We start from the raw sequence: 16,457 nt of genomic DNA on the forward strand, positions 1-16,457 counted from the left end.
TGGGCTTACTTCCCCAGCCTGTACAGCAGCACTCCCAGCCGCTGCGCCTGAATCTGAAACGTCCGCATGTCCGCGAATTCATCCGGCGTGTGCGCGTCGCCGCCGAGCAGGCCCAGGCCGTCGATCGCCATCTCGACATGATCCGCTGCGAATGAAACATCGGCAGCGCCTGCACGACGCGGATTCACGGCGGTGACAGGTCCGAAGCCGAGATCCTGGCTCACTTTGTCGTAGAGGCCGAGCAGACGCTTGTTGCCCTCGGTCGGTGCCATCGGCGGATAGCCTTCGTCGAAGGTGATTTCAGCATTGGTCTGCGGCAGGTGCGCCGCAACGATCGCCCGCATCTTCTCCTGCGTGCGCTTGATCTGATCCGGCGTGATGGCGCGCAGATCGCCCGATGCGATTGCGATCGGCGCGATGATGTTGTCCTTGCCCGAGGTCTTCGCCTGCAGCGGCTCCGGCACGTACTCGACCTGCGTGCTGCCCGCGATGAGTCCCGGATTGAACGTGAGCAGCTCTTCGCCGCGCAGCTCGTTGTAAAAGCTGTTGAGAATGCGCGACAGCTCGTAGATGGCGCCGGCGCCGACTTCGTCAGTGAAGATCTGGGACGAATGTGCCGATTTCGCCGTGACCTTGATCTGCCATCGGCCGGAGCTGCGTCGCGCGGTTACGGCAGTCGAAGGATCGTCAGCGGCGTTTTCCAGTCCGATCGCGATATCCGCGGCCTTGGCGGCTTCGATGATCGTTTCGCGTGCCGCGGCGAGCGGTGCGCCAGAGTCCTCTTCATCACCATGCATGATGACGGTGATGTTGAGCTTGTCGAGCGCACCGGCTTTCTTGAGCGCATTCAGCGCCGTCAGGGCGACGACGATGCCGCCCTTCATGTCGGAGGTGCCCGGGCCGCGAACGATGTTCGAATCGACGCGTTCGAACTTCTGGAAGGGATGGTCCGGTTCGAAGACCGTGTCGAGGTGGGCGATCAGCAGCACGTGCGGGCCTTTGCCCTTGTGATCGGCAACGAGATGGCCGGCGCGGCCGAATGCAGCGCCATCGACCCAGCGTGTCTGGAATCCCAGCGCATCGAAGTGCGGGCGGAACAGATCGCCGACGGCGCGAACGCCCGCGAAGTTCATCGTCCCGCTGTTGATGTTCACTGCCTTTTCCAGCAAGGCGGCTGCCGCTTCCTGCTGCGTCTTCACGTAGGCGACGATGGCTTTCTCCGACCGGTCGGCCGGTGTTTTCCCCCATGCCGCCGGGACAGTGAGAACCGTGGCAAGAAACATCAATGCGATCGGACGCAGGGCGGCAGGCATGGCAGAATTTCACCTGTTCGAAGGAGCCGGTTACGCATGATACGCGACCGATTCCGGACGACGCACCGTATGCAATCCCCGCCCATTTCACCTGCCGACAAGACTCCCGGAGACGGCGTAACAGCCGAGGGTGAGTCATACCCGTCGCGACGGTTGCAGTTCGTGGGCGTTGCGCCTCCGCAGCCCGGTACCTGCGTGGAGATCGCGGAAGGCGTCCTGTGGAGCCGCATCCCGCTGCCCATCGATCTGAATCACATCAACGTCTGGTTGCTCGACTGCGGTGACGGTTGTGTCGTCGTCGACACCGGGATGGCGGCCGAGATCGGCAAGTCCGCCTGGCAGCGCATTGCGTCGCAAGTCTTCGTCGACAAGCCGTTGCGAGCCGTCTTCGTCACGCACATTCATCCGGATCACATTGGGCTCGCAGGCTGGTTGCAGCAGCAGTACAGCGTTCCTGTTTGGATGTCGGCGCGCACGCTGGATATGGCAAAGCAGCTGTTGAGCGGCGCGAACCTGTCGAATGCCGATGAGGCGGAGGCATTCCTGCGGGCAAACGGCGTGGAGGACGTGTCGGCGCTGAAGCCCATGTTCTCGCCGACGCGCTTCGCGCGAATGGCGAGTGGCCTGCCCGAAGTGGAAAGACTCGTCGCTGATTGCGACGTTCTCGAGCTGGGTTCGTCTTCGTGGACCGCGCTCGAGACCAACGGCCACGCGGAAGGACATCTGTGCTTGTCGAACACCGCGCAGCGCCTGCTCGTCAGCGGCGATCAGGTTCTGCCGACGATCTCGTCCAACATCAGTTACCGATGGCGCAGCGCCGATCCGAATCCGTTGCATTCGTTTCTGTCATCGCTGCAGCGGCTGCGTACGCTGGCGCAGGACACGCTCGTGCTGCCATCGCATGGAATTCCTTTCCGGGGTCTCGCCCAGCGCGTCGATGATCTGACGCGACATCACGAGGAGCAGCTGGAGAAGATCGTCACGGCGTGCAGCGAGCCGCGTGCGGCGTTTGACCTGCTGCGATTCATGTTCCGCCGCGAGCTTTCAGGGATGCACCTTTTCCTGGGGCTCGGCGAGGCGCTCGCGCATCTGGAATATCTCTTCAACGCCGGACGCCTGGAACGCCGCCAGCACGCGGACGGGGTCACGCGCTACGAGCGCCTTTCGGGCTGACGCCGGACCCGAGATCGCCCGCCAGCTTTCCGATCGTGCGCAACGCGCCGCCGATGCGCTGGTCGTCGGGATGGCCGTAGTTGAGGCGGATGCAGTTCGTGTACGCGCCATCGGCCGAAAAGAGATGCCCCGGCGCGATACTGATCTGCCGCGATGCCGCCTGCCGCTGCAATTCCAATGCGTCGATGTGCCGTGGTAGTTCGACCCAGAGAAAGTAACCGCCTTCCGGCCGCGTCACGCGGGTCCCTTCCGGGAAGTATTCCGCGACCTGCTTCATCGCGACGTCGCGTTGTGCCGCCAGCACTCGTCGCAGTTTGCGCAGATGCCGGTCGTACCCACCCTGATCGAGATAGCCCGAGAGCGCCTGCTGCGAGGGAATCGCTGCCGACAACGTCGTCATGAGCTTCATCCGCTCGACCTGTTTCGAGAATTGTCCGGCCGCGGCCCAGCCGACCCGATAGCCCGGAGCCAGGCATTTCGAGAACGAGGAGCAGTGCATGACGAGTCCCTTGCGATCGAATGCCTTCGCCGGCAGCGGTCGGCGAGGGCCGAAGTACAGCTCGGCATAGACGTCGTCTTCGATGAGCGGCACTTCGTGCTTCGCGAGCAGCGCCACGAGCGATTGCTTCTTGTCGTCAGGCATCAGGCTGCCGAGCGGGTTCTGGAAATTCGGCATCAGCCAGCAGGCTTTGACGTTCGCTCGTCGCAGCGCGGTTTCCAGGGCATCGAGATCGATGCCATCGCGAGGATGCGTGGCGATCTCGACCGCCTTGAGACTGAGGCGCTCGAGCGCTTGCAGCGCCGCGTAGAACGTCGGCGATTCGACCGCGACCGTATCGCCGGGACGAGTCGCCGCGGACAGGCAGAGATTGAGCGCTTCCAGTGCGCCGTTGGTCACGATGATTTCCGCCGGATCGATGCGCATTTCGTCGATGGCATAGCGACGGGCGATCTGTCGTCGCAATCGTTCGTTGCCGGGCGGCAGGTCGTCGACGATCCGTTTCGGATCGAGCGCGCGCATGCCGTGAGACAGATGTCGCGCCAGGGTCTGCAGCGGAGAGAGCGCCGCACTCGGAAAGGCCGAGCCGATCGGCACGACATTGCGGTCGCGAGTCGAACCGAGAACGTCGAACACGAGATCGCTGATGGCGACGGCAGCCGACCGCTGTTTCGGCCTAGATGTCTGCGGTGCCCGCGACTGCAGCCGCTCGCTTACGTAATAGCCGGATCGTGCCCGGGCATGAATGAGCCCGCGCGCTTCGAGCAGGTAGTAGGCCTCGAAGACGGTCGCCGGACTGATGCGGCGCTGGGTGCTTGCGTGGCGCACCGACGGCAGCCGCTCTCCCGGTCGCAGCACGCCCTTGTCGATCATCTCCGCAATCTCGGCTGCATATCGCTCGTAGCGCTTCATGGGTCAATCGGGTCGGTGGGGATCTGATCCGGTTTTCGTGGGTCGATCTGAATCTGTTTCCGTTGCACAGCCAGTCGTAGCCTGTCGGCAATCGGAGGAAGGCCATGAGGATAGCGAAACCACTGCTGCTGGTGACGACCCCGCTGGGCGTCCTGGGCGGCATTTACGAGGGGTACCGGCTGGCCGGCGGCCTGATGTTCCTGATGGTCGCGCTGCTGCTGATGATCAGCGCCGCGATCGGAATGCTGGTGATAACCATACGTCGCGAGGAAGCCGCCGAAAAAGCCCGCGCGACGGGAGTGAACCCATGAAGATCTTCGTCATTCTGGCGCTCGGCGCCATCATCATAAGCATGGGACAGGCGCTCTTCGCCATGTCGGGAGGACCGACGACATCGACGAAAATGGTACGTGCGCTGACGGTGAGGGTGGCGTTGTCGGTGGGGCTGTTTCTGCTGCTGTTGCTGAGTTGGCAGCTGGGGTGGATTGAGCCGCACGGGATGTGAGAAGGCGAGCGATGAGCTGCGAGCGACGAGCGATGAGCCAGAGAACGATTTAGGTTGAGATTCTGCTTCTAGCTCATCGCTCGTCGCTCAGCTCATCCGGCCCTGATCCCATTCATCAACATCTGCACGCTGATCATCACCAGCAGCATCCCCATCAGTCGTTCCATCGCGATCAGGCCGCGTTGATGCAGGACGCGGTAGAAGAATGGTGCTGCGAGCAGGATCGCTGCGGTCAGTGCCCAGGCGATCGTCACCGCTACCCACAACTCCCACGGGCTGGCGCCTGATTCCGAGCGCTGCAGCAGCATCAGCATTGCGAGCGTCGAAGGTCCGGCGATCAGCGGGATCGCGAGAGGCACGATGAAGGGTTCGCCCTCCGGTGTGTCCGCGGCGAAGCCGCCGTGAGACGGAAAGATCATGCGCAGTGCGATCAGGAACAGCACGATGCCGCCCGCGATGCTGATCGTCTCCTGTTCCAGGTGGAGCACCTGCAGGATGTACTGACCCAGGAACAGGAACACCAGCAGCACGACGTATGCGATCAGCACTTCCCGCAGGAGGATCTGGCGCCGTCGCGCGGGTGACACGTCCTTCAGGATCGACAGGAAGATCGGGATGTTCCCGAGCGGATCCATGATCAGGAACAGGGTCAGGACGACGGAAGTGAGGTCGGTCATGGGTGGGTTGACGGTTGGCAGTTGACGGTTGACAGTCAGAAGCACAGGTTTCTCTTATTCGCCGTCAACCGTCAACCGTCAACCGTCAACATGTCCTACGACTTCGATCTCCTCGTCATCGGCGCCGGCTCGGGCGGCGTGCGGGCAGCGCGCATCGCATCCGGGTACGGCGCGAAAGTCGCCATCGTGGAGGAATACCGGATCGGCGGTACATGCGTGATCCGGGGCTGCGTGCCGAAGAAGTTCCTCGTTTACGGCGCGCATTTCGCCGAGGACCTCGAGGACGCCGTGCGATTCGGCTGGCACATCGACGGGAAGAAGTTCGAGTGGCCGACGCTGCGCGACAATGTGCTCGCGGAAGTGACGCGACTGAGCGGGCTCTACACGCAGACGCTGACGAATCACGGCGTGAAGATCCTGGAAGGACGTGCGGTGATCGAGGGTCCGCACGATGTGCGCATCGGCGAGCGCACGTACAGCGCCGGGGTCATTCTCGTGGCGACGGGAGCGCATCCGGATGTGCCGCGGATTCCCGGACGCGAACATTCGATCACGTCCAACGAGGCCTTCCATCTCGAGAAGCTGCCGAAGCGCATCGCGATCGTCGGCGGCGGCTACATCGCGAACGAGTTCGCGGGCATCTTCAACGAGCTCGGGTCGCAGGTGACATTGCTCAACCGCTCGGACCAGGTACTGCGCGGCTACGATCAGCAGATCCGCGATCGTCTCGTGCAGATCTCGATGGCGAAAGGCATCCAGTTCACGCTCAACACCGCGGTCGAGCGGATCGACAAGCGGGCTGACGGCGAACTGGCGGTGGCGCTGAGCGGCGGCGTCACGCTGAGTTGCGACGCGGTGATGTTCGCCACGGGACGCGTGCCCAATACCAAAGGCCTTGGCCTGGAGTCCGCGGGTGTCGCACTGGACGACAAAGGCGGCATCCGCGTCGACGCCGGGAATCGAACCAGTTGCCCGTCGATCTACGCGGTCGGGGACGTAACGAATCGCGTGCAGCTCACACCAGTCGCCATTCGAGAGGGCCACGCGTTCGCTGATACCGTTTTCGGCAAGAAGCCCGTGCAGCTCGATTACAGCTGCATTCCTTCAGCAGTGTTCAGTCACCCGCCGCTGGCCGGTGTCGGCATGACGGAAGCGCAAGCGCGCAACGCACTCGGGGACATCAAGGTCTACACGGCGGATTTTAGGCCGATGAAGCACGTGCTCGCGGGCCGAGACGAGCGTGCGCTCTACAAGATCGTCGTCGATGCAGCGAACGACAAGATCGTCGGCGCCCACATGATTGGCCCGGAAGCCCCGGAGATCCTGCAAGTCATGGCCGTGGCCGTGAAAGCAGGCCTGCGTAAATCGCAGCTCGACGAGTGCGTGGCGATTCATCCGACGATGGCCGAAGAGCTCGTACTGATGAAATGAAGATTTCACACGGAGTTCACGCAGTCCGCGGAGCAGAAGTCGATCCGTCTGTCCCGCGGCTTCTTTGTTTTCGTACTCCGTGCTCTGCGTGAACTCCGTGTGAAGCTCTGCTCTTCAACTCTGTTCTTCAGGCTAGTCGGGCACAACGAATCATCGCGTCCGCACTGCGCTCGACATCTTCATCCGTCGTCGCCCACGACGAGACGCTGATGCGCATGGCAGTAGAGCCCTGCCACACCGTGACACCCGCCCAGCACGTGCCGTCCTTCTGGATCGCATCGATCGCGCGGCGGGTCGCGGCATCGTCGCCGAATTTCACCACGACCTGGTTCAGTACGACCTCGTTGAGGATTTCGTGGCCGGCGGCTGCCAGGCGCTCGGCGAAGCGCCGCGCCTGGCGACAGTTGCGTTCGATCATTTCGACCAGTCCTTCGCGTCCGAGCTGTCGCAGGGCGGCCCAGATTTCAATGCCGCGTGCGCGGCGTGAAAGCTCCGGCGTGTAGTCGCACGGATTTCGCCGCGTGCCCGTCGTTGGCAGGTACTCCGCTGTGATCGACATTGCGGCTCGCAGTGCATCCGCGTCGCGTACGAAAGCGATGCCGCTGTCGTAAGGAACGTTGAGCCACTTGTGCGCATCCGTGGCCCACGAGTCCGCGAGTTCCAGGCCGCGAGCGAGCGGCGCGAGAGAAGGGACCGCGCGTGCCCACAGACCGAATGCACCATCGACGTGAATCCAGGCGCCCGCTTCGCGCGCGATCGGGCAGATCTCCGCGAACGAATCGAACGCACCGCTGTTCACGTTGCCCGCCTGCAGACACAGGATCGTGGGGCCGGAGAATTTCGGCAGGCGATGCGCGCGCATCCGCCCTTGCCGATCGACCGGAACGCGCACGAGCCGCGAGCGTCCGAGTCCCAGCATTCCCAGCGACTTGAGCAATGTGGGATGACCTTCATCGCCCACGACCACCTGGATCGGCGGCGCACCGAAGAGGCCGTCTGCTTCGACAGCCCATCCGATACGTTTCAGTACAGCGTTGCGTGCAGCGGCGAGCGCAGTGAAGTTGGCGACCGTCGCGCCGGTGACGAAGCCGACGGCGCTTTCCGCAGGTAGAGCGAGCACATCGAGGAGCCAGCGAGCAGCTACTTCTTCGAGTCGGGCAACGCCGGGGGTCGGCGAAGCCATGCTCGCGTTCTGATCCCACGCAGCAGCCAGCCAGTTCGCCGCGACCGTGACCGGCAGCGATCCGCCGATCACGAATCCGAAAAATCGAGGACCCGCCATTGCCATCGTTGCGGGCGTGATCAGTTCGTCCAGTCGTGCGAGCACAGCAGCCGGATCCGATGTGGCGACAGGAAGCGGCTCGTCGAGCAGCGCCAATCGTTCGACAGCCGCAGGCGGCGCCTGCACTGGGAGATCCGGCAGCGATTCGAGATAGCGGATCGCGCGTTTGGCCGCGTCATCGAGGAGTAATTTCATTGTGAGGTGCCGTCACTCCCGCGAAGGCGGGAGTCCATTCGGTAGCTGAAGATGGATTCCCGCTTGCGCGTGAATGACCAACGTGGCCCAAGTGTGCACCCGGCCTGCCGACGCACACAGGAGCAGTTGTGTCGCGCGCACCGCGATACACCGTCACCGACTTTCGACAGGGTGGGTCTGCCTGGGACGACCGCGCGTCAGTGCGCCGTTCCGTAGATCGCGCGCAGCGCGCGTGCCGCAGTCGTGTAACGGAACTCGAAACCGAGTTCCTGTGCGCGGCGCGGAATCACTCGCTGCCCTTCGATGAGCAGCTGGGCCATTTCGCCGAGGCCGGCTTTCACGACGGAAGCGGGAACGTGCATCCAGATCGGGCGATGCAATGCATCGCCGAGAAGACTGTAGAAATCGCGATAGCGCAGCGGCTCGGGTGCAGTCGCATTGATCGCGCCGGTGTATCGGCCGTTGTCGAGCGCGAGGAGCAGCATGCGAATCAGGTCGTCGATGTGGATCCAGCTGAGCCAGTGAGTGCCTGTGCCGGGCACTACACCTGCGTACCATCGTACCGGGCGTGCAAGACGCGGCAGTGCTCCGCCATCACCGCTCAGCACGACGCCGGTGCGCAGGCATGCGACACGCACGCCGCTCGCGCTCGCAGCCGCAGCTGCCGATTCCCATTCGCTGCACAGCGCGCTCTGAAACATGCTTTGCGGTGGCGTGGTCTCGTCGATCGTTTCGTCGCCGTGAACGCCGTAGTAGCCGATCGCCGATCCGTTGATGAGGACGGTGGGCTTGTGTTGCAGCCGGTTGCAGAGCGCGACCACGGCGCGAGTCGTGTCGATGCGGCTGGCAAGCAGCCGCTTGCGGCGGGATTCGGTCCAGGGCATGCCGAAGATGGGCTCGCCGGCAAGGTTCACGATGCCGTCGATCGAAGCCTGATCGGGCAGCTCATCCAGCGATCGAACGATCCTGACTTTCGCGTTCAGCCTGCGTTGCGCGCGCTTCGGATCGCGCACGAGCGCGATCATCCGATCGCCGCGTCGCAGCAGCGGCTTCACGAGATGGCTGCCGATGAACCCCGTGGCGCCCGTGATCAGCCACGTGCGTCCCGCTGTCGGTCCCGGCAGAAAGTCGGCGCTGGCGCTGGCCAAGCGAGGATCTCCCTATGCAATCGTGCCCTCAAGCTGACAGGCAGCGCACCGGCTCAGGCAATAGGTTTTTTCGCGGACGTCCGGCAGGGATATCCGATGGTTCGGCGCAAACGCACGACAGGGCGTGGCTAATCGCCCGCGGCGGCGATCGGCAGCGGCGTGATGGGCATCAGCGCTTCGACGGTGAGTCCGGGGCTGCCGAGCGGGCGCGACCCGGGGGTGCAGTAGATCGTTGCTTTGGTCGTGATGCCGAAGGTCGGGAACACCTGCTCACCCATCGCGGCCAGCAGATCGCAATCGTTCGGGGACAGGTGCAGGCGTTCGAGACGTGCAAACGAGACGTCGGTCCGGATCGCACGGAACCGGCGAACGGTTTCGGGAGTGGGAAGTTTCCAGTTCCGCGTCTGCGCCACCAGTTCCGTCCGGGTATCGAACGTCGTCTCGGTTTCGACGTTCTCCTCGGTCGCTTCGATAGGCACACCCGCGACGATACGGACGCTGGTGTCGTTGATCAGCGCGCCGACAGAACACTTCGCCCGGACATCCATCGGATCGGCCGCACCGACGGCCCGCATGATGTCCGCAACGCGTTGTTGCAGGATGTCGCAGTAGTAGAAGGTCGTGGGACTCTGGAAATGAAAGGTCACGCTGCGCACCCGCCAGATGGCGTCGACCGCCTGCGTCAGATCCACCGGCGCTTCGGCCCGCGAACCCATGCAGCAAAGCAGCGCGGTCGCGACTGCGACGCTGCGTGCGGCTGCTGAGCGAAGAGGCATAGGTCCTCCGGTGATGTGGCGAGTCTACGCCTGCCGGAGCGCTCCGATGCAATCTGATCAGTGCGGAGCCAGCATTGAGCATGATCGGCTGGTGATATCGCCGGGCCTGCCGCACCATGCCGCAATGCGCGCACTGTGCCTTGCCCTCCTGTATTCGGCGACGTGCTTTTCGGCCGACGAGGTGGAGCCGATCGAGCGGTATGCGATCGAGGCCGTGCGCATCGATGACACCGCCGGTTTGCTGGCCGCCGATGCCGACGGTGTCTGGATCGCCAGCAATGGCCGGATCGACAAGTTCGTGCGTGGCGAATCAGATCCGGTCGTCAGTGCGACGCCCGATGCGCCCTGCGGCGTTGCCGCAGTGGATTTCAACGCTGTCTGGATTGCTGATTGCAAAGAGCGCGCGATTCATCGCATCAATCGTTTCGACGGGAATCGCGTCGCTCTGATTCGCACCGGACTTGCGGATTCCAGTGGGTTGCTGCGGCTGGCGACAGGTGCCGGCAGTGTGTGGGTGCTGAGTGATGCGGCCGGCGAACTCGTTAGGGTCGATCCACGCACGAACGCCGTCAGCGCACGAATTGCAGTCGCGACGGATTCATTCGCCGCCGCCTTCGGCTTCGGTTCGCTGTGGATCACCAACTCGCGCGCCAACACCGTTCAACGCATCAATCCGCGGACGAATCGTGTCGTCGCCACGATCGCTGTCGGTCCATCGCCGGGGCCGCTGGCGACAGGCGAGGGCGCGGTCTGGATCCTCGATCGAGGTGACGGATCCGTCACCCGGATCGATCCCGACATCAACGCTGTGGCCGCGACGATCGAAACGGACGCATCGGGGACAGGCAGCGACATCGACGCAGGCGGTGGACGAGTCTGGGTTCGCGGCTCCAGGACGTTGTCGGTGATCCATCCAAAGCTCAATCGCATCGTTGCGCGCTATGGTACTGGCGGCGGTGGTTCAGTGAGTGTCGCTGCGGATGCGGTGTGGGTGTCCTCGGCCGAAGCGGGTACGCTCTGGGTCCTGCCGCGGCCGGCGGCCGCCGACTGACTTGTCTGAAGGGGTGCTCTTCATGCGGATCGCTGTCGTTCTGTTGATTGCGCTTGCCAGTCCCGCCGTTTCATCGGCGTCGTCGCTGGATCTGCCGGCGGCGCAGCGATTTGCAACGCTCGCGCTCGACTGCGTCCACAAGGAATACCCGAACAAGATCGCGCACGTGCTCGCCAGCGATGCGGATGCGAAGCCGCCCCGGTTGCTGACGCCGGCGTTCTACGGCTGCTATGACTGGCATTCGTCAGTGCACGCACATTGGCTTCTGGCGCGCGTCGCACGATCGTTCCCCGACAGCGACACGGCAGCGAAGGCACGATCGGCGTTGGCGAAGAGCCTTACGGCGCAGAACATCGCGGTCGAAGTCGCGTACCTGAAGACGGACGGACGCGCTTCCTTCGAGCGTCCCTACGGCCTCGCCTGGCTGCTGCAGCTCGCGGCCGAACTGCGTGGCTGGAACAGCCCGCAAGGCCGTGAATGGGCCGCTGTGCTCGCTCCGCTCGAAGCCGAGGCGGTTTCACGATTGAACGGCTGGTTGCCGAAGCTGCGGTATCCCATTCGTGTCGGCGAACATGATCAGACCGCGTTCGCATTCGGCCTCGTCTGGGACTGGGCGAGAATCAGCGGCAACAGCGAAATGCAGCAGCTTCTGAGGGAAAAGGCGCGGCAGTTCTATCTGAATGATCGCAATTGCCCGCTCTCGTACGAGCCGTCGGGCCAGGATTTCCTGTCGCCCTGTCTTGCCGAAGCGGATTTCGTTCGCCGCGTGCTCGAGCCAGCGGCGTTCGCGAAATGGCTCGATGCATTTCTGCCGACCATCGACCGCAAAGGCTCTGCCGACTGGCTGCCTCCCGCCGAGATTACCGATCGCAGCGACCCCAAGCTCGCGCATCTCGATGGCTTGAATCTCAGCCGCGCGTGGATGCTGGAAGGTGTTGTGCGCGGGCTGCCGGGGAAGGATTCGCGAATTCCTGCGCTGCGTGCGGCTGCGGGCAGGCATCGTGATGTGTCGCTCGGTGCCGTGACGAGTGAACACTACGTCGGGAGTCACTGGCTGGGGACGTTTGCGCTGTACGGCGCGTCGCAGTGACAGAACGGCGCGCGCGCCGTGAAGATGCTCTTCGGCATGACGTCCGGCTGAGGTGGTCTCAACGGGTCCGCTGCGCCTGCATCCTTTTGTGGGTCCGGCTTCAGCCGGACGTCATGCGAAGCATCCCCTTTCATGTCCGGCGAAGCCGGACGCTCTGGCTACCTGCTAGCCGGCTACCCGCTAGCAGGCTCTCCTCGTCATTTCTCCACCTTCTCCCGATCCGCACTCGACGGCTCGTCGCCGGCGAACATGATCGCCGTGGCACCGCTGACCGGGCCGATCTTCGCGCGATTGCTGACGAACAGATCGACGTCCTGTTCGAACTTCAGCGTGCCGTTGACGACCGCGTCCGGGCCGATCGTGATGGTGGGGCGCTTGCGATGGCTGTTGAACCAGTTGCCGCGGGGCTTTTCCACGAGGATGCCGCCATCGACCCGAGAGTTCGCCCCGATCGTGATATTGCCGTTGGTCGTCTTCAGGCCGCCGCCGACCTGCGCTGCTTCGAGGCTGATGCTGCCGTTCACGGTTTCGACCTTGCCGCGGACGTCACCGCCTTTGGCGACCTCGATCGAACCGTTCACGGTGGAGACGCCCTGGGCAACCTGTGCCCCTGAGCCGAAACGTACCTTGCCGTTGACCGTTTCGACGGATTCGGCCTTGACCTCATCTCCGATGCGGATGCCGCCGTTGACGGTATCGACTGCGCGCACGCTGACGCGGTCTTCGATCGTGATCGAGCCGTTCACCGTTTCCACGTCCTGGGTGGTCGCCCCGTCCTCGATCGTGATCGAGCCATTGACCGAGCTGACATCGCCCGCGACCTCGCCCGCATCGACGCGGATCGAGCTGTTGACCTTCGAGATGTCCCCCTCGGCGAACGCCATCAACGGGATGAGCAGCAGGGCATACCAGCACTTCTTCATGGGGTCTCCTTCGGGGTCACGTGCCTTTGGCGTTGCAATGACCTTTGGACGCGGCAGGAGGCTCCGGGGTTGCAACGGATGAGCGATGAGCGGGGATGGCGGTTGCGGGTAACTCCGGCATCCGATTCCGGCTCATAGCTCACAGCTCATAGCTCGCAGCCCCCGGGGCGGGCACAATGCCTCTCAACAACCCGCCAGATGAGGAAGGGGCCTGACGGCCGCCAAGCGATATCGTGATCCCCATGGACTCTGCCTCCCACGTCGCCAGTCTGGCCCAGGTCATCCAGCTCGCTGTCGCACCGGTGTTCCTGCTGGCCGGCGTCGCTGCCACGCTGAACGTGCTGGCATCTCGCATCGGTCGCATCATCGACCGGGCGCGACTGATGGAAGAGCGCCTCGAGACAGCGGGTCCCGAGCTGGCGGCAGAGCTTCATGCCCGGCTGAGGGTGCTGTCGCGTCGCGCGACGCTGATCAATCGCGCCATCGCCCTGTGCGTCCTGTGTTCGCTCCTGGTCTCGCTGGTGGTGGCCGCGCTGTTCGTGAGCTCATCGCTGCGAGTCGATCTGGCGACGCCGATCGCCGTGGCATTCGTCGTCGCGCTGCTGAGTCTCGCGGCCGCGCTGCTGTTCTTCCTGCGCGAAGTCTTCATCGCCACCGCATCGACGACTTTCGGCGGGGCGAGAAAAGAGAAGGAAGTGATCAAGTGAAGCCGGCTGGCCGGCTCGCCAGAAGCAGGTAGGTGAGTCATTCCCGCGAAAGCGGGAATCCATCCGACCGCCGGATCGCCTTCCGCGTCGCCATCCAATGACACTTTCCAACCAAACGCGTCAGTCGGCCCGACGAACGGTCCTTAAGGCCGGCCATTTCCGTGATGTACTCCTCAACGTGACCCGCTTCCGACCCGGCAATATGCCGGGGCGAACGCGCTACCGCGTTTTGCGAGAGAGTGTGAATGTCCGCATCCGGTCCGGAAATCCTCGTTCAACCCGACGCCTACCAAGTCTCGCGCGATGAGCAGTTGCTGGTCGCGGAGCTGACGGCTGCGCTTGCGATTTGCGTCTACGACGATACGCAGCCCGTGGCGGGCCTGCTGCATCTGCGCTACGTCGCGACCAACAACGATCAGCCGCTCGATCTCACCGACAACACTCTGAGCTCCGGTCTGCTGCTGATGGATCGCTTCTGCAAGGAGCTGCGTTCAGCGGGCGGCCGCAAGCAGAGCTGGCGTGTCAGCATCTTCGGACACACGCCCGACACGCCGGCGATGGCGGGTCCAGCCGCGACGGTGCTCGACCTCGCCAAGGCCTATTTCGGGGACGGCCGTCTGCCGGTCGAATGCAAGGAAAGCGTCCGCCCCCTCGGCCTCATCGTTCGTCTGCATGCGCGTGAAGGCCGCATCTGGGTGAACGGCACACCGGGCACCGGCAACGGCGCCAGGTTCGCTGCGCCCGCCGCCTGACCCGTTCGCGGCGCGGAATCCGCGTACGACCATCGACAGACTTCCCGTTTCTTCACACGGGCCGCGCGTTTGCCGCTTGCAACTGCGGGTGCCGCCTGTAGCCTGTCGCCAGCCGCACAACAACGACCGCCATGGCCATGACGAACGACGGCGCCGCTCCCCAACCCTTCTATCGCTCGCTCTATTTCCAGGTGCTCGTCGCGATCGTGATCGGCGTGGCGCTGGGTCACTACGCGCCGGAGCTCGGCGCGAAGATGAAGCCGCTCGGCGACGGATTCATCAAGCTCGTGAAGATGATGATCGGGCCGATCATCTTCTGCACCGTCGTCTCCGGCATCGCGGGTATGGAGAGCATGAAGTCCGTCGGCAAGACCGGCGTGCTGGCGCTGCTCTACTTCGAGATCATGAGCACGGTCGCGCTCGTCATCGGCCTCGTCGTGGTGAACCTCGTGAAGCCCGGCGCAGGCATGAACATCGATGTCGCCACCCTCGATGCCAGCAAGATCGAGGGCTATGCGCACGCGGCGGAAGAGCAGAGCGTGATCGACTTCCTGCTGCACGTGATTCCGACGACCGTTTTCGATGCTTTCGCGAAAGGCGAGATTCTCCAGATCCTGCTGTTCGCTTTGCTGTTCGGCTTCGCGCTGCACATGGTGGGCGCACGCGCCCGGATCGTGTACGACTTCATCGACAGCGCATCGCTCGTGCTGTTCCGGATCATCGGCATGATCATGCGGCTCGCCCCGATCGGCGCGTTCGGCGCGATGGCTTTCACGATCGGCGCGTATGGCATCGGCAAGCTGCGTGAACTCGCGTGGCTCATGCTCTGCTTCTACGCAACCTGTCTGCTCTTCATCTTCGTGGTGCTCGGCGCGGTCACGCGGCTGCACGGCTTCAGCATCTGGAAGTTCGTGAAGTACATCCGGGAGGAGCTGTTCATCGTGCTCGGCACTTCATCGTCCGAGTCGGTGCTGCCGCGAATGATGAGCAAGATGGAAACCGCGGGTTGCTCGAAGCCCGTCGTCGGTCTCGTCATCCCGACCGGGTATTCGTTCAACCTCGACGGCACTTCGATCTATCTCACGATGGCTGCCGTCTTCATCGCGCAGGCGACGAATACACCCATGACCTTCGCGGACCAACTGACCCTGCTCGCGGTGCTGCTCCTGACTTCCAAGGGAGCGGCAGGCGTTACCGGGTCGGGGTTCATCGTGCTCGCGGCCACTCTATCGGCCGTCGGTACACTGCCGGTCACCGCGCTGGCCCTTATCCTTGGCATCGACCGTTTCATGTCCGAGGCGCGGGCGCTGACGAACCTGGTGGGCAACGGCGTCGCTACGGTCGTCGTGGCCAAGTGGTGTCGGGCGCTGGATGAGAAAAAGCTCCGAGAACAACTCGATTCCACGACGACTTAGGTACTGCGGGCAGGTGGCAGTACCCAGGTTCAGCCGGTAGCCTTGGGTGATGCCATCGTTTCAACCGGCCCGTACAGAGGCCGAAATCGCCGTCATAGCGGGCCTGGCCCGCGAGATCTGGTACGAGTACTACGTTCCCCTGATCGGCCGTGCTCAGGTCGATTACATGGTGGAGCGGTTCCAGAGCCAGGCGGCCATGTACGAGCAAGTACAGGCCGGATATCACTATTTTCTCGTCGTCGACGGAGCTGAGCCCGTCGGCTACACCGCCATCCGGGAAGAACCGGCCGGCAGCGTGTTCATCAGCAAGCTTTACCTGCTGAAGGCCCAGCGCGGGACCGGAACCGGCCGCGCCATCATGACGTTCATCGAGGAATGGGCGCGTGAACGGGGTCTGACTCGGTTATGGCTGACAGTGAACAAGGGAAATCCCTCGGTTCAGGCGTACGAGCGCCTGGGATTCGAGGTCGCCGAGCCGATCGTGATGGATATCGGGGGCGGATTCGTCATGGACGATTACCGGATGCAGAAGGGGCTCGGCTAGCGAAGAACATTCCTTTCGTCAGGGACAGTCGTGGCGGGGCGACAGTGTTTCAGCGGCGGCCCGA

Annotated in this window: 17 protein-coding genes; 10 read left to right on the forward strand and 7 right to left on the reverse strand. The window is 63.6% G+C overall.

Annotated elements, in window-relative coordinates; all coding sequences use genetic code 11:
* Positions 1 to 5: 5 nt before the first annotated feature.
* The gene (locus tag HNQ60_RS17350) at positions 6 to 1,313 is read right to left on the reverse strand and encodes a M20/M25/M40 family metallo-hydrolase (protein WP_184334032.1); all 1,308 of its coding nucleotides are present in this window, start codon (positions 1,311 to 1,313) and stop codon (positions 6 to 8) included.
* Between the two features lie 69 nt (positions 1,314 to 1,382).
* Between HNQ60_RS17350 and HNQ60_RS17355 the strand changes: the two genes are divergently transcribed.
* The gene (locus HNQ60_RS17355; RefSeq protein ID WP_184334033.1) at positions 1,383 to 2,486 is read left to right on the forward strand and encodes an MBL fold metallo-hydrolase; all 1,104 of its coding nucleotides are present in this window, start codon (positions 1,383 to 1,385) and stop codon (positions 2,484 to 2,486) included.
* Here the strand turns inward: HNQ60_RS17355 and HNQ60_RS17360 are convergent.
* On the reverse strand, positions 2,458 to 3,897 hold the full coding sequence (locus HNQ60_RS17360) for an aminotransferase-like domain-containing protein (protein ID WP_184334034.1): 1,440 nt from the start codon (positions 3,895 to 3,897) through the stop codon (positions 2,458 to 2,460). The genes HNQ60_RS17355 and HNQ60_RS17360 overlap by 29 nt on opposite strands.
* Before the next feature lie 104 nt (positions 3,898 to 4,001).
* Between HNQ60_RS17360 and HNQ60_RS17365 the strand changes: the two genes are divergently transcribed.
* Complete coding sequence (locus HNQ60_RS17365; protein WP_184334035.1) at positions 4,002 to 4,208, forward strand: hypothetical protein; 207 nt, start codon at positions 4,002 to 4,004, stop codon at positions 4,206 to 4,208.
* Complete coding sequence (locus HNQ60_RS17370; protein ID WP_184334036.1) at positions 4,205 to 4,402, forward strand: DUF2909 domain-containing protein; 198 nt, start codon at positions 4,205 to 4,207, stop codon at positions 4,400 to 4,402. Before HNQ60_RS17365 ends, HNQ60_RS17370 begins: the two co-directional genes overlap by 4 nt.
* A 92-nt stretch (positions 4,403 to 4,494) precedes the next feature.
* Here the strand turns inward: HNQ60_RS17370 and HNQ60_RS17375 are convergent, their stop codons facing one another.
* Positions 4,495 to 5,079, reverse strand: coding sequence for a YhgN family NAAT transporter (locus tag HNQ60_RS17375; RefSeq protein WP_184334037.1), 585 nt, complete (start codon positions 5,077 to 5,079; stop codon positions 4,495 to 4,497).
* A 90-nt stretch (positions 5,080 to 5,169) separates the two neighbouring features.
* Here HNQ60_RS17375 and gor point away from each other — a divergent pair, with 90 nt between their 5' ends.
* Entirely contained in the window at positions 5,170 to 6,510 is a 1,341-nt protein-coding gene (gor, locus tag HNQ60_RS17380) for a glutathione-disulfide reductase (protein ID WP_184334038.1), read from the forward strand.
* A 127-nt stretch (positions 6,511 to 6,637) separates the two neighbouring features.
* Here gor and HNQ60_RS17385 read toward each other — a convergent pair whose 3' ends face one another.
* The 3 genes from HNQ60_RS17385 to HNQ60_RS17395 all read right to left on the reverse strand — a co-directional run bounded on the left by HNQ60_RS17385 (position 6,638) and on the right by HNQ60_RS17395 (position 9,911).
* Entirely contained in the window at positions 6,638 to 7,987 is a 1,350-nt protein-coding gene (locus tag HNQ60_RS17385; protein ID WP_184334039.1) for a pyridoxal phosphate-dependent decarboxylase family protein, read from the reverse strand.
* 197 nt (positions 7,988 to 8,184) lie between these two features.
* On the reverse strand, positions 8,185 to 9,135 hold the full coding sequence (locus HNQ60_RS17390) for a TIGR01777 family oxidoreductase (protein ID WP_184334040.1): 951 nt from the start codon (positions 9,133 to 9,135) through the stop codon (positions 8,185 to 8,187).
* A gap of 128 nt (positions 9,136 to 9,263) precedes the next feature.
* Positions 9,264 to 9,911: a hypothetical protein gene (locus HNQ60_RS17395; protein WP_184334041.1), complete on the reverse strand. Its 648-nt coding sequence runs from the start codon at positions 9,909 to 9,911 to the stop codon at positions 9,264 to 9,266.
* Between the two features lie 124 nt (positions 9,912 to 10,035).
* On the opposite strand from HNQ60_RS17395, the gene HNQ60_RS17400 reads away from it, so the two are divergent.
* A complete protein-coding gene (locus HNQ60_RS17400; protein ID WP_184334042.1) occupies positions 10,036 to 10,962 on the forward strand; it encodes a Vgb family protein in 927 nt (308 codons plus the stop codon).
* A gap of 22 nt (positions 10,963 to 10,984) precedes the next feature.
* Positions 10,985 to 12,052 (forward strand): DUF2891 domain-containing protein, encoded by a 1,068-nt coding sequence (locus tag HNQ60_RS17405; RefSeq protein ID WP_184334043.1) that lies wholly within the window; start codon positions 10,985 to 10,987, stop codon positions 12,050 to 12,052.
* A 197-nt stretch (positions 12,053 to 12,249) separates the two neighbouring features.
* Here HNQ60_RS17405 and HNQ60_RS17410 read toward each other — a convergent pair whose 3' ends face one another.
* Complete coding sequence (locus tag HNQ60_RS17410; RefSeq protein ID WP_184334044.1) at positions 12,250 to 12,975, reverse strand: DUF4097 family beta strand repeat-containing protein; 726 nt, start codon at positions 12,973 to 12,975, stop codon at positions 12,250 to 12,252.
* Between the two features lie 242 nt (positions 12,976 to 13,217).
* On the opposite strand from HNQ60_RS17410, the gene HNQ60_RS17415 reads away from it, so the two are divergent.
* From HNQ60_RS17415 to HNQ60_RS17430, 4 genes are all read left to right on the forward strand, one after another.
* A complete protein-coding gene (locus tag HNQ60_RS17415) occupies positions 13,218 to 13,682 on the forward strand; it encodes a DUF2721 domain-containing protein (protein WP_184334045.1) in 465 nt (154 codons plus the stop codon).
* 245 nt (positions 13,683 to 13,927) lie between these two features.
* Entirely contained in the window at positions 13,928 to 14,434 is a 507-nt protein-coding gene (locus HNQ60_RS17420; RefSeq protein WP_184334046.1) for a hypothetical protein, read from the forward strand.
* A 131-nt stretch (positions 14,435 to 14,565) separates the two neighbouring features.
* A complete protein-coding gene (locus HNQ60_RS17425; protein WP_407676451.1) occupies positions 14,566 to 15,849 on the forward strand; it encodes a dicarboxylate/amino acid:cation symporter in 1,284 nt (427 codons plus the stop codon).
* A gap of 49 nt (positions 15,850 to 15,898) precedes the next feature.
* Positions 15,899 to 16,393 carry a GNAT family N-acetyltransferase gene (locus tag HNQ60_RS17430; RefSeq protein WP_184334047.1) on the forward strand — a complete coding sequence of 165 codons (495 nt, stop codon included), beginning with the start codon at positions 15,899 to 15,901 and terminating at the stop codon, positions 16,391 to 16,393.
* Positions 16,394 to 16,457: the final 64 nt, after the last annotated feature.

This window comes from Povalibacter uvarum (assembly GCF_014202975.1).
Lineage (GTDB): Bacteria > Pseudomonadota > Gammaproteobacteria > Steroidobacterales > Steroidobacteraceae > Steroidobacter > Steroidobacter uvarum.